This window comes from Micromonospora sp. NPDC050695, from assembly GCF_040654415.1.
Taxonomy (GTDB): Bacteria; Actinomycetota; Actinomycetes; order Mycobacteriales; family Micromonosporaceae; genus Micromonospora.
In genome coordinates, this window is sequence record NZ_JBFAHZ010000024.1 from 65,544 (window position 1) to 90,996 (window position 25,453).

At 71.0% G+C, this 25,453-nt stretch carries 24 protein-coding genes; 7 read left to right on the forward strand and 17 right to left on the reverse strand.

What is annotated here, in order from left to right; translation table 11 throughout:
- Positions 1-71 precede the first annotated feature (71 nt).
- On the forward strand, positions 72-965 hold the full coding sequence (murQ, locus tag AB0H52_RS19425) for an N-acetylmuramic acid 6-phosphate etherase (protein WP_151492637.1): 894 nt from the start codon (positions 72-74) through the stop codon (positions 963-965).
- A 566-nt stretch (positions 966-1,531) separates the two neighbouring features.
- On the opposite strand, the gene AB0H52_RS19430 is transcribed toward murQ, so the two are convergent.
- From AB0H52_RS19430 to AB0H52_RS19455, 6 genes are all read right to left on the reverse strand, one after another.
- Positions 1,532-2,908: an NADP-dependent succinic semialdehyde dehydrogenase gene (locus tag AB0H52_RS19430; protein WP_151492638.1), complete on the reverse strand. Its 1,377-nt coding sequence runs from the start codon at positions 2,906-2,908 to the stop codon at positions 1,532-1,534.
- A gap of 9 nt (positions 2,909-2,917) precedes the next feature.
- On the reverse strand, positions 2,918-3,988 hold the full coding sequence (locus AB0H52_RS19435) for an NAD(P)-dependent alcohol dehydrogenase (RefSeq protein ID WP_357949031.1): 1,071 nt from the start codon (positions 3,986-3,988) through the stop codon (positions 2,918-2,920).
- A gap of 281 nt (positions 3,989-4,269) precedes the next feature.
- Positions 4,270-5,004, reverse strand: coding sequence for a hypothetical protein (locus AB0H52_RS19440; protein ID WP_357949034.1), 735 nt, complete (start codon positions 5,002-5,004; stop codon positions 4,270-4,272).
- A gap of 150 nt (positions 5,005-5,154) precedes the next feature.
- A complete protein-coding gene (locus tag AB0H52_RS19445; RefSeq protein WP_151492641.1) occupies positions 5,155-5,430 on the reverse strand; it encodes a hypothetical protein in 276 nt (91 codons plus the stop codon).
- Between the two features lie 930 nt (positions 5,431-6,360).
- On the reverse strand, positions 6,361-7,005 hold the full coding sequence (locus AB0H52_RS19450) for an alpha/beta fold hydrolase (protein ID WP_151493389.1): 645 nt from the start codon (positions 7,003-7,005) through the stop codon (positions 6,361-6,363).
- Between the two features lie 40 nt (positions 7,006-7,045).
- Positions 7,046-7,486 carry a hypothetical protein gene (locus AB0H52_RS19455; protein WP_151493319.1) on the reverse strand — a complete coding sequence of 147 codons (441 nt, stop codon included), beginning with the start codon at positions 7,484-7,486 and terminating at the stop codon, positions 7,046-7,048.
- Between the two features lie 110 nt (positions 7,487-7,596).
- On the opposite strand from AB0H52_RS19455, the gene AB0H52_RS19460 reads away from it, so the two are divergent.
- Positions 7,597-8,094, forward strand: a complete 498-nt coding sequence (locus tag AB0H52_RS19460; RefSeq protein WP_151493320.1) for a YcxB family protein — start codon at positions 7,597-7,599, stop codon at positions 8,092-8,094.
- A complete protein-coding gene (locus tag AB0H52_RS19465) occupies positions 8,091-8,597 on the forward strand; it encodes an aminoglycoside phosphotransferase family protein (protein ID WP_357949058.1) in 507 nt (168 codons plus the stop codon). The genes AB0H52_RS19460 and AB0H52_RS19465 overlap by 4 nt, the downstream gene beginning before the upstream one ends.
- Before the next feature lie 228 nt (positions 8,598-8,825).
- On the opposite strand, the gene AB0H52_RS19470 is transcribed toward AB0H52_RS19465, so the two are convergent.
- From AB0H52_RS19470 to AB0H52_RS19515, 10 genes are all read right to left on the reverse strand, one after another.
- Positions 8,826-9,629 carry a methyltransferase domain-containing protein gene (locus tag AB0H52_RS19470; protein ID WP_151493321.1) on the reverse strand — a complete coding sequence of 268 codons (804 nt, stop codon included), beginning with the start codon at positions 9,627-9,629 and terminating at the stop codon, positions 8,826-8,828.
- Positions 9,630-9,662: 33 nt separating this feature from the next.
- Positions 9,663-10,433, reverse strand: coding sequence for an ABC transporter ATP-binding protein (locus AB0H52_RS19475; RefSeq protein ID WP_357949039.1), 771 nt, complete (start codon positions 10,431-10,433; stop codon positions 9,663-9,665).
- Positions 10,433-11,176, reverse strand: a complete 744-nt coding sequence (locus AB0H52_RS19480; protein WP_357949041.1) for an ABC transporter ATP-binding protein — start codon at positions 11,174-11,176, stop codon at positions 10,433-10,435. Before AB0H52_RS19480 ends, AB0H52_RS19475 begins: the two co-directional genes overlap by 1 nt.
- On the reverse strand, positions 11,173-12,192 hold the full coding sequence (locus AB0H52_RS19485) for a branched-chain amino acid ABC transporter permease (RefSeq protein ID WP_192580452.1): 1,020 nt from the start codon (positions 12,190-12,192) through the stop codon (positions 11,173-11,175). Before AB0H52_RS19485 ends, AB0H52_RS19480 begins: the two co-directional genes overlap by 4 nt.
- Complete coding sequence (locus AB0H52_RS19490) at positions 12,189-13,085, reverse strand: branched-chain amino acid ABC transporter permease (RefSeq protein ID WP_357949044.1); 897 nt, start codon at positions 13,083-13,085, stop codon at positions 12,189-12,191. The genes AB0H52_RS19485 and AB0H52_RS19490 overlap by 4 nt, the downstream gene beginning before the upstream one ends.
- Positions 13,082-14,275, reverse strand: coding sequence for an ABC transporter substrate-binding protein (locus tag AB0H52_RS19495; protein ID WP_192580451.1), 1,194 nt, complete (start codon positions 14,273-14,275; stop codon positions 13,082-13,084). Before AB0H52_RS19495 ends, AB0H52_RS19490 begins: the two co-directional genes overlap by 4 nt.
- A gap of 52 nt (positions 14,276-14,327) precedes the next feature.
- A complete protein-coding gene (locus AB0H52_RS19500) occupies positions 14,328-14,732 on the reverse strand; it encodes a roadblock/LC7 domain-containing protein (RefSeq protein ID WP_151492392.1) in 405 nt (134 codons plus the stop codon).
- Positions 14,733-14,751: 19 nt separating this feature from the next.
- On the reverse strand, positions 14,752-17,139 hold the full coding sequence (locus AB0H52_RS19505) for a nitrate- and nitrite sensing domain-containing protein (RefSeq protein ID WP_357949048.1): 2,388 nt from the start codon (positions 17,137-17,139) through the stop codon (positions 14,752-14,754).
- A gap of 253 nt (positions 17,140-17,392) precedes the next feature.
- On the reverse strand, positions 17,393-17,872 hold the full coding sequence (locus AB0H52_RS19510) for a helix-turn-helix transcriptional regulator (RefSeq protein ID WP_151492390.1): 480 nt from the start codon (positions 17,870-17,872) through the stop codon (positions 17,393-17,395).
- Positions 17,873-18,084: 212 nt separating this feature from the next.
- Complete coding sequence (locus AB0H52_RS19515) at positions 18,085-19,383, reverse strand: cytochrome P450 (RefSeq protein ID WP_151492389.1); 1,299 nt, start codon at positions 19,381-19,383, stop codon at positions 18,085-18,087.
- A gap of 1,818 nt (positions 19,384-21,201) precedes the next feature.
- Here AB0H52_RS19515 and AB0H52_RS19520 point away from each other — a divergent pair.
- The gene (locus AB0H52_RS19520; protein ID WP_357949051.1) at positions 21,202-21,447 is read left to right on the forward strand and encodes an RICIN domain-containing protein; all 246 of its coding nucleotides are present in this window, start codon (positions 21,202-21,204) and stop codon (positions 21,445-21,447) included.
- 110 nt (positions 21,448-21,557) lie between these two features.
- On the forward strand, positions 21,558-22,160 hold the full coding sequence (locus AB0H52_RS19525) for a class I SAM-dependent methyltransferase (protein ID WP_151492338.1): 603 nt from the start codon (positions 21,558-21,560) through the stop codon (positions 22,158-22,160).
- A gap of 479 nt (positions 22,161-22,639) precedes the next feature.
- Here AB0H52_RS19525 and AB0H52_RS19530 read toward each other — a convergent pair whose 3' ends face one another.
- The gene (locus tag AB0H52_RS19530; protein WP_151492337.1) at positions 22,640-23,941 is read right to left on the reverse strand and encodes a squalene monooxygenase; all 1,302 of its coding nucleotides are present in this window, start codon (positions 23,939-23,941) and stop codon (positions 22,640-22,642) included.
- A gap of 220 nt (positions 23,942-24,161) precedes the next feature.
- Between AB0H52_RS19530 and AB0H52_RS19535 the strand changes: the two genes are divergently transcribed.
- Together AB0H52_RS19535 and AB0H52_RS19540 are read left to right on the forward strand one after the other, a co-directional pair.
- The gene (locus tag AB0H52_RS19535; protein ID WP_357949055.1) at positions 24,162-24,596 is read left to right on the forward strand and encodes a VOC family protein; all 435 of its coding nucleotides are present in this window, start codon (positions 24,162-24,164) and stop codon (positions 24,594-24,596) included.
- An 85-nt stretch (positions 24,597-24,681) separates the two neighbouring features.
- Entirely contained in the window at positions 24,682-25,374 is a 693-nt protein-coding gene (locus AB0H52_RS19540) for a type 1 glutamine amidotransferase domain-containing protein (RefSeq protein ID WP_151492335.1), read from the forward strand.
- Positions 25,375-25,453 lie beyond the last annotated feature (79 nt).

Consider the following 25,453-nt stretch of genomic DNA (forward strand, 5'->3'; position numbering starts at 1 on the left):
CGCGCTGGCCCAGCAGGACGCGCCCGGGCGGCACGCGACAGCTGAACAGCAGCGAGAGGAACGAGCACCGGATGGACCTCAGCACCCTCGGCACCGAGACCCGCAACGACAAGACCACCGACCTCGACCGGATGTCCCCCACCGAGCTGCTCCTCGCGATGAACGACGAGGACCGTTCGGTCGCGGACGCCGTCCGCCGGGCCGTGTCGGACATCGCGGCCGCCGTCGACGTCGTCGTGGCGTCGCTGCGCCAGGGCGGCCGGCTGATCTACGTCGGCGCGGGCACCAGCGGCCGGATCGGCATGCTCGACGCCGTCGAGATCCCACCCACCTTCGGTACGCGGCCCGACCGGGTCATCGGCCTGCTCGCCGGCGGGGCGGGCGCCTTCGGTGTCGCCGTTGAGGGCGCCGAGGACGACCCGGCCGGCGCCGTCGCCGACCTCGACGCGATCGGCCTGACCGCCCGCGACACGGTGGTCGGGCTCGCCGCCAGCGGCCGTACCCCGTACGTGGTCGGCGGGCTGGCGCACGCCCGCTCGCGCGGGGCGACGACCGTCTCCGTCGCCTGCAACTCCGACGCGGTGATCAGCCGGTACGCCGACGTCGCCATCGAGGTGCCCACCGGCCCCGAGGTCCTCACCGGCTCCACCCGGCTCAAGGCCGGGACCGCCGAGAAGCTCGTCTGCAACATGCTCTCGACCGCCACCATGGCCCGACTCGGCAAGGTCTACGGCAATCTGATGGTGGACATGAACGCCACCAACGAGAAGCTCGTCGACCGGGCGCGCCGGATCGTCGCCGAGGCCGCCGACACCGATCTCGACACCGCCGCGCGGGCGCTCTCGGCGGCGCACGGGCACGCCAAGACGGCCATCGTGCTGCTGCTCGCGAACTGCACCGCCGAGGAGGCCGCGGCACGGCTGCGCGACGCCGCCGACGACGTCCGGGCGGCCGTCGCGGCCTGACCCACGGTGGCGGGACCGCCCCACGCGGCCACCGGTCGCCCTGGCGCATCGACGGTTGTGCGTGCACCGCACCCGTACGGTGGGCGGATGGACACGTGCCGGATGAGGCGGTTGTCGCTGAACCACGGACCGTCCGTCTTCTGGGACGCGGGCACGGCGGTGCCGGACGGCGCCCGGCGCTCCGGCGAGTGGCTGGAGGCGCCCGCCGACCGCGACACCCGACAACGGTGGCAGCCGGCGGCGGAAGCCTGCGTCACCGAGGTGGCGGCGGCGGTCGGCGAGCGTGACACGGCGTGGTCAGTGCCAGTCGGCCGGTCCAGAGTGGTCTTGGGCCGGTCCTCGGCGAGGTGGAGCAGGCCGGCGATAGGCCGTCTCCCGTCCGGCAGGCCCGTGGCGGGCCCGCCGGACGGGAGGTCACCGGGACTACGCGCGGCCGACCAGCGCGATCGACTGGTCTGCGGCCGGCGCCGAGGAGGCCGGGTTCTGGCTGGTGACCAGCATTTCGTCGATCACCACGTGCGGCTCGATGTCGCCCGTCATGCCCGTCCCCGCCGCGTCGTCGTCCCTCAGCCCTTCCAGACCGTCTTCAGATTGCAGAACTCCCTGATCCCTGCGTAGGTGAGTTCCCGCCCGTACCCCGAATTCTTGACACCGCCGAACGGCAACTCGGGGAAGGATTCGGTCATGCCGTTGAGGAAGACCATGCCGGCGTCCAGGTTGTGGACGAACCACCCCTGCTCCTCGGCATCGCCGGACCACACCGCCGAACTGAGGCCGAACGTGGTCTGGTTGGCGACCGCGGCGGCCTCCGCCCGATCGGCCACCCGGTACACCGACGCGACCGGGCCGAACGCCTCCTCGGAGACGATCCGCATGTCGTCGGTGAGACCGGCCAGCACGGTGGGCCGGTAGTACCAGCCGGGCCCGGGCGGCACGGAGCCACCGACGAGCACCTCCGCGCCCTTGGCGACCGCGTCGTCGACCAGCTCGGCGAGGTCGTGGCGCCCCGCCTCGGTGGCCAGCGGGCCGACGTCCGTACCGTCGTCCATCGGATCGCCGACGACCAGCTTGCCCATCTTGGCCACGAACTGGCGGACGAACTCGTCGTAGATGTCGTCGTGCACGATGAAACGCTTGGCCGCGACGCACGACTGACCGTTGTTCTGCACACGGGCCCGCACGGCAGTCGTCGAGGCCGCGTCCAGGTCGGCGCTCGGCATCACGATGAACGGGTCAGAGCCACCCAGCTCCAGCACCGTCCGCTTGAGATGCTGTCCCGCGATCGCGGCGACCGACCGGCCGGCCGGCTCCGACCCGGTCAGGGTGACCGCCCGGACCCGGTCGTCCGTGATGACCGGCTCGATGTCCTTCGACGAGATCAGCAGCGTCCGGAAGGAACCGGACGGGAAGCCACCCTTCTCGAAGAGCGTGTCGAGGTAGAGCGCGGCCTGGGGGACGTTGGAGGCGTGCTTGAGCAGCCCCGCGTTGCCCGCCATGAGCGCGGGCGCGGCAAAGCGCATCACCTGCCACAGGGGGAAGTTCCACGGCATCACGGCAAGTACCACGCCGAGCGGCTGCCACACCGTCCAGGCCTGGCGGGCGTGCACGGCTCCCGGGTCGTCCAGCGGCTCGGCGGCGAGGAACTTCTCCGCGTTACGTGCGTAGAACCGCATGCCGTGCACGCACTTGTTGGCCTCGGCGACGGCCTGCGACAGTGGCTTGCCCATCTCCAGGGTGAGCATGCGGGCCACGTCCGAGATCTCGGACGTGAGAACGTCGGCCGCGGCGTTCATCCAGGTTGCCCGCTGCGCGAAGCTGGTGGAGCGCAGCGTTGCCGCCGCGTCGGCGGCCTGGGCGATCCGCCGCAGCACCTCCTCCCGCGGGTGCGCCTCGAAGGTCCGCAGGGTCTCGCCGGTAGCCGGGTTGATGGTTGCGATCGGCATCGGGGCCCCCTAGTCGAAAACGACGACCTGGCGGCCGACCACGTCTCCGCGGCCCAGCGCCTCCAGGTTCTCGTTGATGTCGTCGAGCTTCACCGTGGTGATGGTGTGCTTGATCCGGCCGGCCGCACCGAGCGCGAGGACCTCGGTAAGGTCATTGTAATTACCCCAGAATGATCCGAAGTAGGACAGCTCGGTCCCGACGATCACATTCAACGGCACCTCGACCTTGGTGCCCATCAGGCCGACCGAGGCGACCGCGCCCTCCGGTTCGAGGATCGAGAAGTCGAGGGCGATCGATTCCACGGCACCGGCGCAGTCCAGGATGGCGTCAACCGTCCGGCGACCGGTCGCCGCCTCGATCTCGTCCTGCACCTGCTCGGCCGTCTTGTCGCGGGTGTTGACGGTGTGGTCGGCCCCGTTTTCCCGGGCCACCGTGAGCTTGTCGTCGGTGCGGGAGAAGGCGACCACCGTCGCGCCAGCACCGAGCAGTTTGGCGTACTGGACGGCGTAACTGCCGAGCCCGCCGATGCCGGCCACCACCACTGTCCGGCCCGGACCCAGCTTCCCGGCCGCCGCCAGCTTCTTGATCCCACGGTACGGGGTCAGGCCGGCGTCGGTCAGCGGCGCGAAGTTCTCCGGCTTCTGGTCACCGGGGTCCACCGTGATCAGGTGGCGGTACGGCACTGCGACGTACTCGGCGAAGCCGCCGGGCGGGCCGAACCCGGGCCACGAGCCGGTCCCACTGCAGAGCTGCTCGTTGCCCTCGTGGCACTGTCGACAGGTGCCGTCACCCCAACCCGGGTTGACCACGACCAGATCGCCGTCGGAGAGCCCGGCCGATCTCGGCACGGCGGAACCCACCCCGGCCACGTGTCCGGCGATCTCGTGTCCCGGGATGGCCGGGAACTCCATTGGCGCGGCCATCTTGAAGTAGCCATGGATGAGCTGGTAATCGCTGCGGCACATGCCCGTCGCGGCAACCTTCACCAGAACCTCGTCGGCACTGATGTCCGGTACCGGGACCTCTTCCAGCCGCCACGGTTCGTTGTAGCCGTACATTCGAGCCGCTCGCATCTTCATCTCGTTCTCCTAGCCTCTGGGATCGGTCCAGTCGGCCGATCGTATGACTCCATAGTGGACGAACAGTGGATCGGTTCAGCGCCAGCGAAGGGCTTTCCGCTCGGATGGGACGTTGTCCGGAGGCCGGCGCTCGGAACGGCAGCGAGCCGCTCTGCCCCTTGCTCATGCGGTCGATCCGGGCGGTGGCCGCAGACACCGACCTACGGTCCGACGCCACCGAGGCGGTCGGCTCCACCCCGCTCCGGTGCGGACGGTCGCTACCCACCGCCCGCCGCTCAGGGCTAGAGGCGGTGGAGGTCTCTGGTCAGCCGGTAGGTGACATCCCACTGCGCCTGGTCGCCGGTGGGTCGGGGGAAACCGCCGTGCCGGAAGACCCAGTTCAGGTAGGCCACGAGGGGCATACCGGCCTCGCCCACGAAGTGCGCGTCGGCGCATGAGTCGGGAAGGACGATGCCGTAGGGGCCACCGCCGCTGACGTTGTCCTTGTGGAACTGGTCGGGCGCGACGGGCAGAAGGAACGGCTCGTCCTGGTCGTCCTGCCACGCCTTGATCTCGCCCGCGAAGTACTCACGGATGTCGCTGTCCGGGTATCGGGTACCTGCCAGCTCCAACACGAGCGGGTCGGCCGCCGCCGAGCTGGGCCACTGCGGGTGCGTTCCGACCAGCCACACGTCGCCCACGATGCGGATCCACGACGACAGGACCATCGGGAGAGGGTCGACCCGCTGTTCCAACCAGTGCAGGTGCTCCTCCGCCTCCGGACCGGGCGGGGCGTACGGCTCGGTCGGAGTCTGGTCGTCGTCGTTCTCGTGGAATCGGTAGCTCTGCTCGCGCAGTCGCGCGACAAGTGTCTCGATGTTGCTTCGGGCTCGGCGGGCCATCTCGTCGCACACCGCCTGTGCCTGCGCGGCGAAGGCGGGCTCACGCACGCGGCCGCCAAGCTGCCGCATCTCATGCCAGACCTGCCGGTGGTCGCCTGCGACGTAGCGGTTCATCCAGTCCGGGCGCTCGGTCATCATGATCATGATGCCGTGGATGTTGGTGCGGGGCAACGGTTCGCGTGACGTCCCGGCTTCCGGGCGGTCAGGTCGCGGCACCCGCACGGGCACCTGGTCGACGAGGCGCCCCGTCCGCGGCGGACGGGGCGCCTCGTCGTGCCGGTCGAATCATCTGCCCGGAGTCGGCCGGTCCTCGTCGGCCGTCGACGCCGGGGTGGTGGCCACCTCGATGCGAGGTGACCGATCCGGGGGCAGGTGGGCGAAGTCGGCGATCACGACCACGTCCACCTCCCCGTCGATCATTCTCTGCTCGACGGTCTCCCACGGCGCCCGGATGATCCCTTTGAATCGGTAGGCGTGCCGTCGAAGGTGCGTGAGGCAGACCGCGACGGCGGGTTCCGACGGCTCGATGTCGGCGGGGATCCAGATAACGGCTATCTCCATGATCTCTCCTGATCAACGTCGTGGACGCGGGTCGGTGATCAGGAGCTGCCGTGGCGGTGGAGGACCCCGCTCCACGGGCCGGCTGACTGCGCTCATCTCGACGGTGCCGACCGCGAACCCCCGGCAGGGCGGCGAGACACGTGGTGGTCCTTGCGCTGTCGACGTCGGTGGATCGACGCCGCCGGTGCCGGTGCCGCCGTGTGCGGACGCGAGCGCCAGCACGAACGCCGGTAGGCCCGACACGGGAGGGGCGGGCGGGCTGGCCGGCGGCGCGGTGACGGCGGCCACCGCCGGCGACACCCGATCCGGTGCCCTGTGGTCCGCGACGTCTCGTGTGCCACGGTGGGACGCCGTCGCTGTCATCCGGGCGGACGCTGACGGCGAGGTGGGGCGCTCGGCCGGCGAGACCGGGGCGGACGGGACCGGCGCGGTGGGCGGCGGGGACGACGGCCGCATCAGGGGCGGTCGAGTTGGTACGGCGATGGGGGGCCTGGCTGACGGCAGCGACGAGGGGATGGCCGGCGCAGTCGGCAGGGGACCGGTCAGCGGCGTCTCGATCACGTCGGGCAGCAGAGTCTTGATGATCGTCGGTGCGGTGGTGGGGTCGACCGGCTCGAGACTGGTCGGCAACGGCAACGGCAACGGGAGTGGCAGCGGCGGCTCGGCGTGGGCGGGGTTGGCGCCCAGTGCTGCGCCAAGTGCCACCGCCCCGACCGCCACCGCGGGCAGGCTGTGCCTGAGCCGTATCACCCGAGGACTGCCAACAGTCGTGCCCGGTCCGACTCGCCGGGTCGGCACCGCTGGCCGAGCGGGTACGCCTCGCCCCCTGCCGTTCCCTCCATGTGCGGAGTCTTGCCCCCGGCAAACTCGGACTACACCTCTCGTCGATATCTTCGACGGTGCACCGTGGATGGGGCGAGCTGGCGCCCTTCAGTCCAGCAGGTACGCGGTGAGCCGATCGGCGAGATGCGTCGGGTGACTGAGCGCCACCGAGTGGCCGCCGTCGATCTCATCCGGCGTGACGCCGAGTCGGTCGGCGGCCACCCGGCGCTGGAAGTCCACCGGGAAGAACCGGTCCTCGCGGCCGATGAGCACCTTCGTCGGCACGTCCGGCCAGGCGTCCAGGGGCCACGGCTCGTCTCCTTCCGCGCTGACCTGGTCGCGGCTGTGGGCCGCCGCCTCCGCCACGATCTCGGCGGACACACCGTTGTAGAACTGCTGCTCCTCGCTGAGCCCTTCCGGGCTGCGGTAACCGGTGTTGCACCACCAGTCCCCGGGCCTCTCGCCGGGCGTGGGGACCATCGGCGTGAGCAGGACGATCAGTCGTACCGGCAGCCTGGCGGCAATCAGTGGCGCGGTGAACCCGCCGTACGAATGCCCGACGACCACGAGGTCGCTCCGGTCGCCGATCGCGCTCACCACCGTCTCGGCGAACTCGGCGAACCCCGCCGAACTGTCCTCGATCGGCAGCTCCGGCACCACCACGTCGTGGCCGCGGCGGGTGAGCTCAGGGACCAGAAGACGCCAGTCCCAGGCGCTGCCACCGCCGCCGTGGATCAGAACGAAAGTCGCCATGCCCCGCAGCCTCCCAGGCGGGTACGACAGCCGGCACCGGTCAGCGGCGGCCGGTGGTCAGGGCGACGAGGTACTGTCCACCGCCCGCGTCGACGCTCGCGGTCACCGGCAGTCCGGGCACCAGGCGGGAGAACCGGTCAACCAGCCAGTCCGCGGCCTCCTGGGCGTCCTTCCTGCTCGGGCAGCGGGCGACCAGCTCACGGCCACCCTTGCGGTCGAGTCGCTCGGCGACGGCGATCAGCGGTGCGGGGTCCACCACGTGCAGACGGTCCGGCCAGGCGATGACCACCTTGACCGCGCCCTTGCGGGTGTTGCAGGCACGATGCGCGAGTCGCTCGGTGATCCTCGCCTTCTTGTCGGCGGTACGGCTGTCGACGCTGGGACCACGCGGGTCGTTCACCGACATGTCGGCGTCGACCGACTCGTCGCACACCCAGCATCGCCAACTGTCCCGTCGGGCGACGTCATCGAGAAGACTCATCCCCGCAAACTAGCCTGTCAGCCCTTGGTGCACCACGGCTCCGGGCGCCGCCGGGCGCCGCCGGGCCGGAGACAGGCCGCCGGCGACCGTTCGGGCACTATCGTTCTGGCGTGCACATCCGTTTCGACGTCCCCGCCGATCCCGCCTACCCGGGCCGTGTGGCTGCCGCGCTCGGCAGTGTCCGGCTGCGCAGGTTCGGCTACATCGGCGCGGCACTGGCGGCGGTCGGGGCGATCGGTCTGGCCGTCTCGCGGGGGTTCGCGTGGGCCGAGCAGATCTCGCCGTTGTGGTTGGCGATGGTCGTGGGTGGCGTGCTGTCGATGCTGTACCGGCCGTGGGTGGTGCTGCGCGCCCGGCGCCGCTCCAGTCGCTACGCCGTCGAGGGCGCCTACGACATCACCGATGACAACATCATGATGCGCAGTGGCTCGGAGTCCGGCGGCATCGCCTGGGACGGAGTCGCCCAGGTGCGGGACACGTCCGAGTTCTGGATCGTGTACGTCGGCCGGATGCCGGCGACCGTGATCCCACGTCGGTTGATGTCCGCCGAGGATGCCGAGACGTTGCGGGCCTTCATGGCCGGACGTGGGCTGCTCCGACGTCGCTGACCGTTCCTGCCGCGGCGGGCGCCGCGGTACGGAGGCTGCACGACGCCCCGCTGCCGCCATGGCCCGGTCGGAGCCTCGACGAGATCGCATCCCGTCTCGACGACGAATGCGAGTGGCTCGTCACGAACGGCGTCCTGCCCATCGACCTGATCACCCGCAACCGCCAGGTCGCCGAGGCCGCGCTCCGGCCGTGGACGTCGGTGTTCACGCACGGCGACCTGCAGATCGCCCACGTCTTCGTGGACGGTGACGAGATCACCGGGGTGGTCGACTGGTCCGAGGCGAGCCGGGGCGATGCCCTGTACGACCTCGCCAGCTTGACGCTCGGACACGAGCGGCACCTCGGCGACGTCGTCGCCGGCTACGGCACCGAGGTCGACCTCGACGTGATCCGCGCGTGGTGGTCGGTGCGTAGCCTGCTGGCGATCCGCTGGCTTGTCGAGCACGACTTCGACCCGTTCTCGCCGGGCTGCGAGGTCGACGTGCTGAGATCCCGGCTGTGAGGCCGCACGGCCGCACGCGACCACGTCTGGGCCGCTGCCGGTGCCGGGCGTCGGCGAGGATCGGCACCTGACCCACGGGCACGGACCGGCCGGGCTCCCGACGGGAGCCCGGCCGGCGCGGTCGCCGCCTCCGTAGAGCTGTCCGGCTCAGCGGGGTGAGGGGGGAAGCGCTGCGGCGGGAGAGGTACGTCGGCCGCGACCGCTCTCCGCGCGGTGATCCACCTGCGCTCAGCTCGGCAGACGGCCCCGCGTGGAGACGAAGTGGTACGACATGACGGCGAACCCGGGATCACGGACGAGCCGCCGGAAGGCGTTCAGCTGGTGGGGCGACAGCCCGGCGGCGAGCAGATCCGGCTCCAACTGGCGGGAGTTCGTCTCGTACAGCGACGTCCCGGTCGAACCGCCCGCCCAGCTCTGCGAGTGGGTGATGGTCTCCAGGTCGGTCAGACCGGCTAAGGCCATCTCGGTGTGCACGTCCTGCGCCCACCCCAGGTCGGCGCCGTGGTCCTCCAGGACACCCATCATGGCGTCCATGACCTGCGCGAAGAGCTTCGCGGCGTCGTCCGTCGGCGCGGTCAACACCCGCAACGGCGCGGTGCAGTCGAACTCCTCCACCACGAGCCATCCGCCGGGAGCCAGCGCGCCCGCGAGTGTGCGGAGAACCCGCCGTCGATCGGGTAGGTGCAGCAGCACCAGCCGGGCGTGGATCAGGTCGAAGGCGTCCCCGGGTGGCGGTTCGGTCCGGACGTCGTGCCGGCGTACGTGCAGGTTGCCGTCGGCCACGAGGTGGGTGGGGTCGATGTCCGTCGCCAGCACGTGACCGTCGTCGCCGACCGCGCGGGCGATCCGGCGGGCCATCGAGCCGCCGCCCGCCCCGACCTCCCAGCAGGTCGCTCCCGGTCGCAGCACCGGACGGGCCAGGCGCCGCGTCGTGATCGGATCCAGGAAGGATTCCAGCGCGTGCATCTGGGGGACGGCGTCCGGTGCGCCGTTGTCGAACGTGTACGTGCCGTCGCTCGGAGCGGTTGTCATCGGTGTCTACCTTTCCGGGGAAGGGTCGGGTGACTACGGGGTGTCCGCCCAGAGCCGAGGGGCGGGACGGTTGGCCGGGGGCGGGTTGGCGGCGGCGACGCTCAACATCGCCGCCAGTGGCGCCGGGTCGACGCGGGCCTCGGCCGTCGGCCGGTCGTAGATCACCTGGCCGTACTCGAGGACCGCCACCCGGTCCGCGATCTCGATCGCGTGCTGGAGCTGCTGCTCCACGAGCAGCACGGTGAGGCCGTCGGCGGCGAGGCCACTGATGAGTTCGCGTACGCGCGCCGCCAGGTCGGGGGAGAGACCCTCACACGGCTCGTCGAGCAGCAGCACCTGCGGTTGGCCGAGGAGTGCGCGCGCTATCGCCAGCATCTGCTGTTCGCCGCCGGACAGCTCGCAGCCACGGTGTCGCAGTCGTGCCGCCAGCCGGGGCAGCAGTTCGAGGATCCGGGCCACCGTCCAGCCCTCACCGCCGGGGGTGGCGGCCCGCCACGGCGCGGCCGCCAGGACCAGATGCTCGGCCACGGTCAACCGGGAGAAGACCCGCCGGCCCTGTGGCACGAGACCGACCCCGGACTGGGCGACGCGGTGCGGTTGCCGGCCTGCCACGTGCACGCCGCCGATCTCGATGCGGCCACTGGACGCGCGCACCAGCCCGGCGATCGTGTGCACGAGCGTGGTCTTGCCCGCCCCGTTGCGACCCACCACGGCCTGGATGCTGCCGGGGTGCACCCGCAGGCTGACCTCGTGCAGCACGATCCCGCCGGCGTAGCCGGCGCAGAGGCGCTCGACGCACAGCATCAGGCCACCCCGTCGGCGTACGCCTGCCGGACCAGCGGCGAGGTACGGATCTCGTCCGGCGTCCCGGCTGCCAACGTCTGGCCGTCACGGAGCACGGTGACCGTGTCGGAGAGGGCGTACACCAGGTCCAGTCGGTGTTCGACGAGCAGTACGGCGACCGCCCTGGGCAGCGCCCGGAGCAGGTCGGCCAGGCGGCCGACCTCGGTGGCGGACAATCCGGCTGCCGGTTCGTCGAGCAGCAGCAGGCGGGGGCGACCGGCAAGGGCCATCGCGATCTCCAACTGGCGTCGTTGCCCGTGTGCGAGGTGCCCGGCGGGCACCGCCGCGACGTCGGCGAGGCCCATCTGGTCCAGCAGTGGGCCTGCCCGGTGTTGTGCGGCGCGCCGGCGTTCGCCGGGCCACCACCTGCGGCGCGCGATGACCCGCGGGAGCGCGGCCACCACGATGTTCTCCGTCGCGGTGAGCGTCGAGAAGACCGCTGGTCGTTGGTGTATCCGGTTGATGCCTCGCCGGGCCCGTGCCGCCGGGCCGAGCCGGCCGATGTCCCGCCCGTCGAGCCGCACCGCGCCGCGCTGCGGCGTCGTGGCGCCGGCGATCACGTTGAGCAGGGTCGTCTTACCAGCTCCGTTGGGACCGATGAGCGCGTGCCGCTGGCCGTCGTGGATGGCGAGGTCGACGCCGTCGAGCGCGGTCAGCGCGCCGTAGCGCACGCGGACATCCTGGGCGCTGAGCAGCGGGGTCATGGGCGTAGCTCCGGCACCGTGGCGTGTTCGCGGGCCGCCGGCGCGTCCTGGTGGGTCGGCGGGACGGTCACCGGGCGCAGCCGGCCCCGTGCCCGGGTGACGCCGGAGGGCAGCAGGTAGACCGTCGCCACGAACAGCGCGCCCAGCACCAGCGGCGCCTGGCCGGGCAGCACCCCGAACAGCCAGTCCCGGGCGGCGATGACGAGCGCCGCGCCCACCAGGGCGCCGCCGACCGAGGCGGTACCGCCGATGACGACACCGAGCAGCAGCAGCGCGGACGTGTCGAAGCCGAAGTCGGCCGGGGAGATGTACTGCTGAGCGACGACCAGCAGCGAGCCGGCCGCACCGGCTATCGCCCCGGCGGCGACGTGTGCACCGGACACCTGCAGGGGCACCCGGTGCCCGCTGGCCCGCAGCCGTGTCTCGTCGTCGCGGCCGGCGCGCAGCAGCAGCCCGGCCCGGGTACGCAGCAGCAACAGCACGGCGCCGACCAGCGTCGCCACGACGACCAGCGTGTACAGGTAACGCGCCTGATCGGTGGCCAGCGCCGGCAGCCCCCAGAACGGGCGGACCGCGGGTATGCCGGCCAACCCGTCGGTGCCACCGGTCACCGACCGCCAGCGACCGAGGACGGTCACGACGAGTTCACCGATCGCCAGAGTGATCATCAGGATGATCACCCCCCGGGCGTGGACGACGAGCGGCACGGTCAGCGCTGCCAGCACCGCCCCGGCGCCCGCCGCGACGGCGACCTGCACGACGCCGACGTCTGAGATCCGGCTGCCGAGCACCGCGCTGGCGTAGGCGCCCGCCGCGTACGGTGCGGTCTGGCCGAGGGTGGGCATGCCCGCGACGCCGGTGAGCAGTGCCACGCTCACGCCGACCAGGGCCAGCGCCAGCGTCCGGGCGAGGATGGCCGTGGTGTAGTCGTCGACCACCCAGGGCGCCACGACCAGGCCCGCCAGGACGAGCACCGCGACGGCGGCGCGGGCCCACCGGATCACCTCGTCCCTCACGTCGTCCTCCACCTGGCGGCCAGGCCACGAGCCCGCACGGCCAGCACGGCCGCCATGGCGGCGAACAGCAGGAACGGCGCGGCGGACGGCAGCAACGCCACGCCCAGCGTCTGGATCTCACCGATCGCGAGCGCGGCCAGCAACGTGCCCGCCATCGACCCGAGACCACCGAGGACCACCACCACCAGGGACAGCAACAGCACCGTGTCGGCCGTGTCCGTGCCGGGGCCGATGATCGGCGCCCCCAGGACCCCCGCCGCGCCGGCCAGCGCACCGGCGGCGGCGAGCACACCGGCGCGGATCCGGGCGGGGCTCACCCCCAGGCAGGCGACCATCTCCGGATCGTCGACCGCCGCCCGGACGAGCATCCCGGCCCTGGTGCGCCGCACCACGAGGTAGAGCGCGGCGGCGATCAGCGCGGCGACGACGATGAAGACGAGCCGGTACGCGGCGTACCGGTGACCGGCGACCGCCACCGATCCGTCCAGGGCGGCCGGCACCCGGACCTGCGGATCGTCGGGCCCGAAGCCGGCGACGAGCAGGCTGCCGCCGGCCAGCGCCACCCCGAAGGTCAGCAGAGCCTGGGTCAGGTGGTTGCCGGTGGCGATCGGTGTGAGCAGGCCGGCCAGCAGCACCCCCGCCGCGGCGGCGGCCAGCACACCGACGGTCAGCGCCAACGCCAGGCTCGCCCAGCCGCCGTCGAGCAGCGCCGCCGCGGTGTACCCGCCGATCGCGTAAAGGGTGCCGTGCGCCAGGTTGAGGATGTTGGCGACGCCGAAACAGAAGACCAGGCCCGAGGCGGCGACGAAGACGAGCAGCCCGTAGGCGACTCCGTCCAGCGCCGGGATCAGGTACGGGTCGATCCGGTTCGTGCCGGCCGCCACCGCGATCACCGGCCGACGGTCGCGAGGTCACCCACGACGGTGTTGGACAGCGCCCGGCCGTCCTGGCGGACCTGCCGCAGGTACCACTTCTGCACGGGGGAGTGCGTGGCGGTGGAGAACTGCCAGGTGCCGCGCGGGCTGGCGATCTGACCGAGCTGACCGATGGCCGCGTTGATGGCCTCCGGAGTCGGGTCGCTTCCGGCGGCGCCGATCGCCCGGTCCAGCACCGCCGCCGCGTCGTACGAGGCGAGCGCGTACGTGGTCGGCGACCCGTCGTGCTTGGCCTTCCACGCCGCCACGAAGGCGCGGTTCTCCGCGTTGTCGAGGTCGGGCGAGTAGTTGAGCACCGAGTAGATGTCCCGGGCGGCCTCGCCCTGGGCGTTGAGCACACCGCCCTCGGTGAGGAAACCGGCCGCGTACAGCGGGATGTCCTTGATCTCGGACTGCGCGTACTGCTTCACGAAGTCGACGGCGGCGCTGCCGGCGTAGAAGGTGTAGACGGCGGCCGCGCCCGAGGCCTTGATCCGGGCGAAGTACGGCGTGAAGTTGGTGGTGGCCGGGAACGGGGTGAAGGTGGTCTTCCCGTCGGCGTTGGCGAGCTTCCCGCCGATCTTCCCGAACGCGTCGGTGAAGCCGCGCAACTCGTCCCAGCCGCCCTGGTAGTCCGGGCCGATCGCGTACACCGAGCCCTTGACGTTGTCCCGGACGTGCTGGGCGATCGCCGCCCCGGGCTCGTCGGACAGGTACGAGGTGTGCCAGACCCGGGAGACGTCCTTGAGTTCCGGTCGGCCGTTGGAGCCGACGAGTGGCACCTTGGTCTCGTTGAGCAGAGGGGTGACCCCGGCGACCGAGCCGCCACCGACGATGCCGGTGAGCGCGGACACCCGGTCCTGCTTGAGCAGCTTGGTCGCCGCCGGCACGGCGGTCTGGGCGCCGTTGCCCTCGTCCGCGACGACGAGGTCGACCTGCCGACCGCCGAGCTTGCCGTCGTGGGTGTCCAGGTAGAGCTGGAAGCCGTCGCGGATCTCCGTGCCGACGGCCTGGTACGTCCCGGACAGCGATGCGAGCAGGCCGATCTTTATCGATCCGCCGGCGCTCGTGCCGGGCCCGTCGTCGCCGCAGGCCGTGCTGACGCCCAGCACGAGCGCGAGCACTGTCGCGGTGAGGGCACGGCTGCGCCCAGGGGTGGTGAGAGACATGCGTTTCTCCAGGGGAAGTGAGGTGTCACCGGCGTGGGGGCGCCGGGGGTCGTCAGCGGCTGCGGGCGAGGGCCGCGCGGGCTGCGGGGGTCAGCGTGTCCCCGATGCGATTGGCCAGTTCGGTCATCTCGTACGAGACCTTGCCCACGTCGCACTCCGGCGCGGCGAGCACCAGCAACGAGGCCCCGTCGTTGAAGGCCATCGAGAACATGAACCCGCCCTCCAGCTGCGTGACGTTCGAGATCACCGCGCCAGCGTCGAAGAAGGCGGCCGCGCCCCGCAGCAGGCTGACCAGTCCGCTGCCCGTCGCCGCGAGCTGGTCGGCCCGGTCCGGGGGCAGGTCGCGGGTGGCGGCCACCATCAGGCCGTCGCTGGAGATCGCAATCGCATGGCTCACCTCGGTCGCGCGGGCCGCGAAGTTGTCCAGCAGCCAGCCGAGATCCTGTTGGTCGCTCATGTGCTCTCCTGTCGCCTCATCAGTTACCGAGGTTGATCGGGGTGCGCCGGCGGGTCGCCACGCCGCGGGCGTAGGCGGCCATCGCCGTCGCCACCTGGGCCGGGTCGCGGTACTCGGACCGTTGCTGCTGTTGGGGCACGGTGACTCCGCCGGGCACGAGATGCCGTTGCGGCTGGCGTTTGGGCAGGCCGGACGTGGTGGTCGTGGCGACCTCGGGAGCATGCGCCTGCGCGGCGGTGCGCCAGGCGTCATCGGCCGGGCTGGACCACTCCCGGCCGTCCTGTCCGTCGACGACGTCGGTGTGGAACCAGTGGTTGACCTGTTCGAAGATGAGCAGCTCCTCGGTGGGCGCGTCCCCCCGGTCCGGGGGTGGGGGAGTCGGTCGGAACACCGGCGCCGCGGGCAGGGTCCGGGCGACCGGCGGGCGTCCGGCGGTGGGTTCGGGGCGCGGCTGGTACGGCGGCGGAGGGCTGGCCGTCCGGGCCGCGCGCCGCGACAGGCGACCGGGGGCCAGCAGGTACTCCTCCGGAGGCAGGGACCGGATCATCGAGGCGGGCAGCGTCGCCTCGGCGAGGGTGCCCCGGCGGGGGCCGCGTCGCAGTTGCACGGTGGCGCCCAGCCGGGCGGCGAGCTGACCCACGACGACGAGGCCCATGGCCCGTACGGCGGCGACGTCGATGGCTGGCGGATGGGCCAGCAGCTCGTTGAGTTGTTCCATCCGCTGCGGGGACAGCCCCACGCCCTCGTCGCTGATCTGGACGATGACACGGTCGCCCAGACTTCGGCCGCTCACCCAGGTCTCGCTGCCCGGCGGCGAGTACGTCGTCGCGTTGTCCATGAGTTCGGCGAGCAGGTGCACGACCTCGTCGACGGTCTTGGCCGCGACGGCGACGTCCCCGTCGATCATGCCGAGCCGGATCCGGGCGTAGTGCTCGATCTGGGACAGCGCCGCCTGGAGCACCTGTTGCAGGGGGACGTCGTGCTGGCGTACCCGGCCAACACCGACGCCGCCGAGCACCAGCAGGCTGGCGTTGATCCGTCCCATCCGGGTCGCCAGGTTGTCCAGGGTGTACAGCTGGTGGAGGCGGTCGGGGTCGGTCTCGTCCCGTTCGACCAGGTCGACCTGGGCCAGGACGGCGTCGACGAGCCGCTGTTCGCGGCGGCTCAGGTGGATGAAGATGTCGGCGGTGTTCGCGCGCATGACGGCCTGCCCGGCGGCGGTCCGGACGGCGGCCTGGTGCACGGCGCTGAACGCCTGGCCCAGCTCGCCGATCTCGTCGTCGCTGGACGATTCGAGGGCGGCGACGGACTGCTGGCGGGCGAGCTTGTGCGGATCGACGGCGGCGCTGCCCGGCTGTTGGAGTTGGGCCACCACGGCGGGCAGTTGTTCGAACGCGACGGCGTTGGCCGCGTCTCGCAGGCGGCGTAGTCGCCGGGTGATCTGGCGGGCGACGGCCCAGGTGACCAGTGCGGTCAGCACCAGCGCCAGGAGGACGCCGGCCGCCTCGGCCACGGCCCGACGGCGCTGGTCGGCGTGCGCGGCCCGGACGTCGTCGAGCACCGCGGCGTCGACGCGCGCCCGTAGGTCGGACAGGCGGGCGGCACGCGCCTGCGTGGTGGACACCCAGGCGGCGGTCTCCAGTTGCAGGGGCGTCCCGGGCTGTGCCCGCGACACGTCGTCCTGCATCCGTTGCAGGGCGAGTGCCTCCTTGCCGGTGCCGGCCTGCTCCCACCAGACGCTCCAGTCGGGCGGGGCCAGGGCCAGGAAGGCCAGGCTCGATTCGGTGTAGCTCGTCCGGGCCGCGGTGATGTCCTGCTGCATGGCGGGGGTGAGTTCGCCGGCCGCGACCGCGCGGAGCACGGCCACCTGCTGCTGCCCGATCGCCTCGGCCGTCTTCGACAGCGCCGCCGAGGCCCGGATCCCATCGGCGAGCTGGGCGTTGACCACGCCGTGCGAGACGTTCTCCCGCAGGTTGATCAGGTCGGCGATCGCGATGCGGTAGCTGAAGGTCATCGCCGACACCGAGGCGTGCGCCGCGGTGCGGACCTGGGTGCGCAGCGGGGCGAGGCCGTTGAGGGCGGCGTCGATGCGCCCCAGGAGGGGCTGGTTGGCGGTGGCGTCGGCGGGCAGCAGGCCTCGTTGCCGGCGGTAGCGCTCGGCGGCGTCGTCGGTGGCGGCGATCTCCGCGCCGAAGGCGTCCTGCTGCTCCGGTGCGGCGTAGGTGAGCAGGTCGGCGGCGGCGATGCGCTCGCGTTGCAGGCGGTAGGCCAGGTGCCCGGCCTCGGCGCCGACCTGGGCCAGGATCCGCAGGTCGCTGGCTCGGTCTGTCTGGCGTGCGCTCTCGGTCAGCGCGAGACCGGCGAAGCCGATCACGGCGACGAGCGGTGCCGCCACGATGAGGCGCATCCGGCCGGCGATCTTCCAGCCGCGCCGGCGGGTCGGGTAGGGTCGGGCCGTGTGAGACCTCGTGCTCGACGCCAAGATGGACTCCCACGACTCGTCGACGACGGTCTATCCGCACGTTGCGAAATGCAAGTCCCATTCGGCCGGAAGCCGCGCTCGTAGGCCAGACCTGACCGTGGTACAAACTGCCCGTACCAGCATCTGTACCCAACGTCAGCGGCCGGTGACGCCGCGCAGGGTCAGCGGGTCCGTGAGGTTAGCGCTGGTCGTCGTGGGGGCCGCTCGCCGGGTCCCGTAATCGGTCGTGCGGCTCGGGTTGGCCGCTGAGGACCTGGCCGATCAGCTCGCGGAGCTCGTCGATGGCGTCCACCACCGCACCCGGATCGCGCGCGTCACGCCGAGCGTGCTGGCGCGGCGCCGCCCGCTCCATCGGCACCGGGTCCGAGGATCGGGGGCCGCGGCGACCGTCGGCCGCCAGTTGCTCGGCGGCTACCTGCGGCCACAGTGTGGCCAGCAGGCCGTTGGTGCCGAGCACATCGTCACAGCGCACCGCGAACTCGTGGCTGCCGAACCGACGACCCGACTCCACCGCCGCGACCGTCTCCCGACTGAACCGCACCAGATCCGCCAGCGCTCGCTGGGTCAGGCCCCGCCGGACGCGACAGTTGCGCAGTTCCCGCCGGAACCGCTGACTGGCAGCGTAGTGAGTGGAGCTCGACGGGGATGTGTGCTCCATGCGCTCACCTTCGTGCAACGGGGAATCGGCAGCGGACGCAGATCGAGATTGTCCGATGCGCGCGGCATTCGTAGAGGGCAATTCTTAACCCAGGACGTGATGGGTGTGAAGACGTTGACCTACATGGATCGCCGATGTGACCGGTGGAGGGTGGGCCGTGCCGCCCGCCGCCACACCGGGTCCGTACGCAGGTGGCCCCGCTCGGCGCGCGCTCACCCTCCGGCGGTGGACGACTCGACGGTCGCGGCCTCTCGTGCCGCCGGGACGGCGACGGGTGCCGTGATATCGATTATCGCGTTCAGTGTGTGGTGCGCGCGAAACGCGACATTGGGTTTGTATGAACGATGTTGTTCGGGTGCGAGCCGTAGGCCGGGAATTGCCGCGGCGAGTCGGGTGAGGGCGATGCCGGCCTCCAGTCGGGCCAATCCCGCGCCGATGCAGAAATGTGGACCGTGACCGAACGACAGGTGATCCCCGACGTCCGGCCGGTGTGGGTCGAACCGGTCCGGATGGGCGAAGACCGAGGGGTCCCGGTTGGCCGCTCCGATCAACAACAGGCAACGCGCCCCCGCCGGGATGGTGACCTCTCCCAGCGTGACGTCGCGGCGGGTCACCCGGAGCCAGCCGTCGATGGCGGGCGCGAACCGCAGCGTCTCGGCCACGAACGCGGGGACGGTCCTCGGATCCTCGGTCAGCGCCGCCCACCGCTGTGGAGTGGACAGCGCCTGGTCGAGAGCGTGGGCGAGCAGGCCGGCGGTCGTTTCGTGGCCGGCGACCAGGAGATTGAAGGCCAGGCTGGCCACCTCGGGCACCGTCAGCACCGCGTCGTCGTCGTCGCGGTAGGCCAGGGCCCGGCTGATGAAGTCGGCGCGCCGGTCGCCGCTGTCCACCCGCTGGCGCACGAGTTCCTGGCAGTACTGCCAGAACTCCAGCAGGCCCTGCGCCAGGCGTACCTGCTCGGCCGGGTCCGGTTGCCCCCAGATGAGAGCGATCTGACCGTCCGCCCATCGTCTGATCCGCGCGATGTCGGCGTCGGGCACCCCGAGGATGTCCAGGACCACCAGCAGGGGAAGTTCGGTGGCGAAGGCCGCGACGAGGTCGACCTGATCGCCCTGGCGGGCGACCAGCCGGGACACCAGCTGGTCGACCCGGCGGCGGACGATCGCGCCGTACTCGGCCTCGACCCGGTCGGCGGTGTTGGCGAAGGTGGCCCGTAGCGCCCGCCGGGTGCGAGGGTGCGCCGGCGGGTCCGCGGCGGCCGTCGTGGGTGGCGCGTCGATCTGCATGACGACGTTCATCGCCTCCGGGCAGACCTCGTAGACCGGGGCGAGGGTGAGGGCGTTGGCGAACGTCGCGGTGTCGGCCAGGGCGCGTCGGACGTCCGCGTGCCTGCTGATCAACCACAGTCCCAGATCGTCGGCGTAGTGCGCCCTGTCGGGATCGTCGAGAATGCGTCGCCACATATCTGCTGGATCGGTGAGATAGACCCCAGTGAACGGATTCAATCGCATGGAACGCCTCCTGATGCATCCGGCGCGAAACCGGCAGCGCCCCCGTTTGGCGAACCGCGTCAGCCGGGCCGATAATGGCGCGCATCTGCCTCTGATGCCTTTACGGTGCGCTGGCCAGCCGCCCAAGTCAAGATAGGTTGTCGTCTATTTAAAGACGGGTTCATTGCGTGTTGCAACGGACGGGTGACTTCGGCCAACTGCAAGTTGCGGGCCGGGTATTGCCGGTCAGTCAGCCACGCTGAACAGGCCGTCCGCGCGGTACTCCGGGCCTGCGGCGCCTGATCAGGTCGGTATCAGCGACATCGTGGATCCCGGCGTCGCGCCTGCGTCGGGCACCGCGATAACGAGACGTGCCGGGGTGGCCGGGGCGGGCGATCGATCACGACGGCCGGCGGAGACCCAGATTTCCTCACGACCGGGAAAACGACCCCTCGGTCAGTGGGTGACGCCGTGCCGGTTCGCCACCTGGCCGCAGGATCGCCTCGCGAAACGGCGGCAGACAGGTGTCGTGGGGGCTCCGCGCGCCGGCCGGAACCCCCACGTCGTCCTATTGCGGCGCCCGTGCGCCCGGACCGGTCAGGGTGCCCACGGGGAGGCGATGGCCCAGGTGCTGTCGGCGGCCCACAACGCCGGCGTGTTGTACGCGTCACCGCCGGCGCCGTTGCTGAGCCAGGCCGGGCCTGTTCAAGACCGTCGAGCAGGGCGCCGCTACCCAGGTCTGGGCCGCCACCTCACCCGACGTCGAGGCGGACGGCGGCGGCTACTGCGTGGACTGCCGCGTCGCCGACGGCAGCCCCACCGACAGCGTTTCCGCAGCCCGGCTCTGGGCGCTCTCGGCCGACCTGACCGGTCTCGACCTCACCGACCGGGCCTGACCAGGCCAGCGCGACCGGAGGTGGACGGAATCGCGCTTCCCGGCCTGATGGTGGTGCCATACACTCCGCCGGTGTCTGAGGTATCGGGGGACTTCGAGATCCACATCACGGCCTACGCTTCCCAGGCCGAGAAGCTGTCGGCGTTCGCCACCGAGCATGGCGTGAAGTTCGTCCACATCCTGCTCGATCGAGGCGCGAACGTCTCGCAACCGATGCTCACCCTGACCGGGCGCGGCACCCTGGCCGATCAGCACACGGCGGTGCGACGGTGGCAACGCGACCTGCGCGAGGCAGGCGTACACCCGTGCCGTTCGAAGATCGAGGCGGCGCCGTGGTGCGTCGGCGTACCGCAGTCGGATGAGCAGGCGGCGGCCGAGCCTGGTGGCCGGTACTTCGAGCATCACGTCAAGCTCCTGGTGTCGAACGCACCGGTGGCGGATCTGGTGGCTCTCACCGATCTGGTCGCACCGCACGGCGCGCGGCTGTCCCGCAACGCCCGCCGGGAGTTCGCGGACGGCGCGCAGGAGCGATTCGTCAACCAGCGCTGCCGCGGTGTCGGTCGCGCCACGGCGACCAAGCGGCTGAACGAGCTCGTCGACACCCTTCGGGCGGCAGGCTACGAGCCCATCGCGGTCGAGCAGGAGTACGTCGTCTTCGACAGCCACCTGCACCACGATGAGGGCTGGCTGGACTCTCGCACGTCGGGTGCGAGCAGTTGGGCCCGGGAGCGCGAGAACAAGATGAGGTCCGCACCGGCCGGCGCCCCGGACTACCCGCCGACGTACCAGCCGCTGCCCGGCAGCCCGACCGTCCGCCAACGGGCGGCGTTCGACCCCGCCCTCAAGGAGTATCCGAACGCCTACCGCGCCGGCGAGCCCGCCTTCCTTGAGGCGACTGTCGGCGAACGGTGGACCACCGCCCGAAGTCGCGGAACTCCGGCAAGGTGCTCGACGTCTACAACTTCTCCACCTCTGACGCCGCCGCGATCGTGCAGTGGAGCGACGGCAACGGCACGAACCAGCAGTTCCGGCTCGCCGAATCCGCCGGTGGCTACCTGCGGGTGATCAACCGCAACAGCGGCAAGGCCGTCGAGGTGCAGGGCGCGTCCACCGCCGACGGGGGAAACATCGTCCAGTACACCGACTGGGGTGGCAACAACCAGCAGTGGCAGCTGATCCGCATCGGGTAGCTGCCCAGCACCGCGGTGGCGCGGACGGGGTCGTCCGCGCCACCGTCGGCGCCGTGCGCGGCACTCCGCGCCGCACCGAGGCCTCCGCCAACCTCTCATATAGTCGTGCGATGGAACGGGTCCGACAGGCGTACTCCTCCGTCGCGCAGCTCTACATCGAGCTGTTCGGCACCAGTCAGCAGGTACACGTCGACGACCTCGCCTTCATCGAGCGGCACCTGGCGGGTGGCCCTGGAGCGGTGCTCGACCTGGGTTGCGGGCCTGGTCACATCACCGAGCACCTTCGTTCCCTGGGCGTGGACGCATCGGGAATCGACATGGTCCCCGAGTTCATCGCCCACGCGCGGGCGACCCATCCGGGCGGCAGGTACCACCTCGGGTCGATCGAGCGGCTCGACGTTGCCGATCACTCCATCGCCGGCATCCTGGCCTGGTACTCGTTGATCCATCTTCCGCCGCGGCATCTCGACGACGTACTCACCGAGTTCCGCCGGGCGATGGCCCCAGGCGGGACTCTGGTGATCGGCTTCTTCGACGGTGACGAGTTCGCCGCGTTCGACCACAAGGTCACGACCGCCTACCGCTGGCCCGTCGACGAGTTCTCGGCGCGACTGGTGCGCGCCGGCTTCGCGGAGGTGGACCGGATGCAACGACCCTTCGATGGCACCCATCGGCCGCACGCCGTCATCGCGGCGACCGCAACCGAACAGTGAGGTGACCCGGCGAGCCTGCGTGCCGTTCTGAGCCAGGCACCGAGAGCCTGTCGATCGTCTGGCAATGGGCCCTACATCAGCGAGCCGGTGGCCTGGCGGGCCGGACCCCAGACGGCCGGGGCAGAAGGTCTGCCGACCGAACACGTGCGATGCCCGCCGACGATCCGCCGTTTGTCCGACCTGCTCGTCGGGCAACAGGAATCACCATGACGAATGAACGAGCGAGATCCGTCGGTGGCTACGTGATGCGAATCCTCGGCGTGGTAGCGATCGTCGTGGGCATTCTGGGATTCTCGCCAGTCTGCCGCAGGGCAACCTCGTCGGTGTGGTCCTTGGCATCGTCTTCATCGCCGGTGGAGCCATCCTGCTCAAGCGCTCGGGAGGCGTCGGCCGAGCGAGAGAGGCAGCCTCGGCTTCAGACGGCACGCGTTGAGGGGCGTGCCCGGGGTGACCGCCGTGGCGACGACCCCGGGCGGCTCTCAGGCCGGGACGCGATCGGCGATCTCCGGTGCGAAGAGTGCCGACGGAGGGTCCATGAGATGGGTGACACGGAGGAACGCGGTGGCCAGCACCGGGTCCTCGGTCGCAGCCCGGCGGAGGCGTTCCAGGTAGGCGCCGCGCCGCTGGTCGAGCATGGACCGGTCTCCCACCGCCTTCGGGAGGCGCAGGTCGTTGGCGGCGACCGCCGCCCACGGCACGTCGATGACCGCGGCCGCCGCAGCGAAGAACCGGCTGGCCAGATCGGTGGTCCCATCCTTGAGCAGCCGTCGGAGGATGCCCGCCTCCAGGGCGGCCACGGTCATCCCCTGGCCGTAGATCGGGTTGAATGAGCACATCGCGTCGCCGGTGACGAGGTACCCGGCCGGGAATTGGTCGATCCGGTCGTAGCGCAGCCGGGTGCTGGCCGGGTATCGCATCTTCACCGGATCGCCGATCGGCTCGGCGGTGCGCATGATGGTGGCGACGTCCGGGCTGTCGAGCGTCTCGGCGAACGCCAGCATGCCGTCGTCGTCGGTCGGCGGCACACCGCCGAATCGGTCGCTGATGCTGACGATCCAGGTGTCGTTCTCCTGGGCGAGGACGAATCCGCCGTGCACGTTGCCCGGGTAGGCGTTGACCGAGGCGCCGGCCCGGCCGTCGAGATGGTGCGGCTCGCGGCGATAGCGGCGCGTCACGTACACCGTCGGCACCTCGATGCGCTCCTCCTCGACCTGCGGAAAGCCGAGTGCCGTCAGCATGTGGCGGCTGCGTGAGCCACGCCCGCTGGCGTCCACCACCAGATCGGCGTCGTCGACGGAGACCCGCTGACCGGCGGCGGTCGCTGTCACGCCGACGACGCGATCACCCTGCGCCGTGCAGAGCAGGTCGTCGACCGTGTGCTCGGGCCGGACCACCACATTGGCCAGCCCCTGCACCCGGCGCCGGATCACGAACTCGAGTAGCGGACGGCTCGCGGCCAGCGCGGTCATGCCGGACACGCCCTTGGCCAGCGGCCGGCCGCCCAACCACCACCGCATGTCGTCCTGCACGTCGAAGGTGGGGGCTCCGAGCCCGGCCAGTTCCGCGCCGAACCCGTCGAACAGCCGCTCCATCTCCTGGCTGCCACGCGTGAGCAGCCCGTGCACGTGGCTGCTCTGCGGCACGCCGCGTCGTGGCTCGGGCTGCTGCGGCAACGTGTCGCGATCGAGCACGACCACCTCTTCGAAGGACTCGTGCAGCGCCCGTGCGGCCAGCAAGCCTGCCAGCGAGGCGCCGATTACCACGGCCCGCCCGTTGCCCATTGTTCCCATGCGAATTCTGGTTCCCGTCCTCGATTGTCGTCGGCTCGACGCTAGCGTGGCCGAAAACCGAAACACGGACCTGCCTACCCGTCAAATCGTCATTGGTCCGATTTGGCGGGTGCTTCTTGTGGCTGATCCAGTCGGCATCCACTATCCGTAAACCAAAACTGCATATAAATCCTCAGTGCAAGCGTTCATGACGTAGGCGCAGGGAGCTCTCATGACCGACACCGGCCCGCCCTCGTTCAGCGGCGTGCACCACGTCGCTTTCACCGTTCGCAACCTTGAGGCGAGCATCGCCTGGTACCAGGAGGTCTTCAACGCGACGCTCGCGGACGGAAAGCTTCCGCACTACGGTCGCGAGTGGACCGGGTACGCCGAGTTGGTCATCGAACCGCGTAGTGGGTTCGCCATCGGTCTGCACCACAACGAGGGCAATCAGGGCGAGGAGTTCAACGAGGCCCGCACCGGCCTCGACCATTTCTCCCTCAATGTCGAGACGCGTGAGGGGCTCGAGGCCTGGGCGGCCTGGCTGGACAGCCTGGGCGTCGCGCACTCCGGTATCCAGACCGTGAAGGATCCGTTCCCCTACTCGACGGTCATCTTCCGGGACATCGACAACATTCAGCTGGAGGTCGTCGCGTTCGGCGTCTGACCCGGCCGACCGACGAGCGGCGACATGGAATGTTCGTCGTGAACCAGGGCACGTACGACTGGGACTGCTGATCTGAGGAGTGGACATGACCAAGGTTCTGATGGTGTTGACCTCGCACGACCAGCTGGGTGACACCGGCCGGAAGACCGGTTTCTGGCTCGAGGAGCTGGCCGCGCCCTATTACCGGTTCCGGGACGCCGGATGGGACGTGACGCTCGCGTCGCCCGAGGGTGGGCGGCCACCCCTGGACCCGAAGAGCAACGAACCGGACTTCCAGACGGATCAGACCCGCCGCTTCGGTGCGGACGCCGAGGCGGAACGGCAGCTCGACAACACGCTACGGCTGGACTCGGTGTCGGTCGGCGACTTCGACACCGTCTTCTACCCGGGCGGCCACGGCCCCCTGTGGGACCTCGCCGAGGACGAGAATTCGATCAAACTGATCGAGCAGTTCGTCGCGGCGGGCAAGCCGACCGCGCTGGTGTGCCACGCGCCGGGCGCGCTGCGGCACTGCGTGACCCCCGACGGTCAGCCGCTGGTCGCCGGGAAGCGGGTCACCGGGTTCACCGACAGCGAGGAGGAGTACATGGGCCTGACCAAGGTCGTGCCCTTCCTCGTCGAGGACGAGCTGATCGCCAAGGGGGCGCAGTTCTCCAAGGCGGGCAACTTCGAGCCGCACGTGGTGACCGACGGGCTGCTCGTCACCGGTCAGAACCCGGCCTCCTCCGGGCCGGCCGCAGACGAGCTGATCTCCCTGGTCGGCCGCACCGCCGGCTGACCCCGGTCGCCTCCGTCGGGGGGGGCCCGCCCGGGGGCCCCCCCCCCGCGGCCCCCCCCCCCCCGGACCCGCACAACAG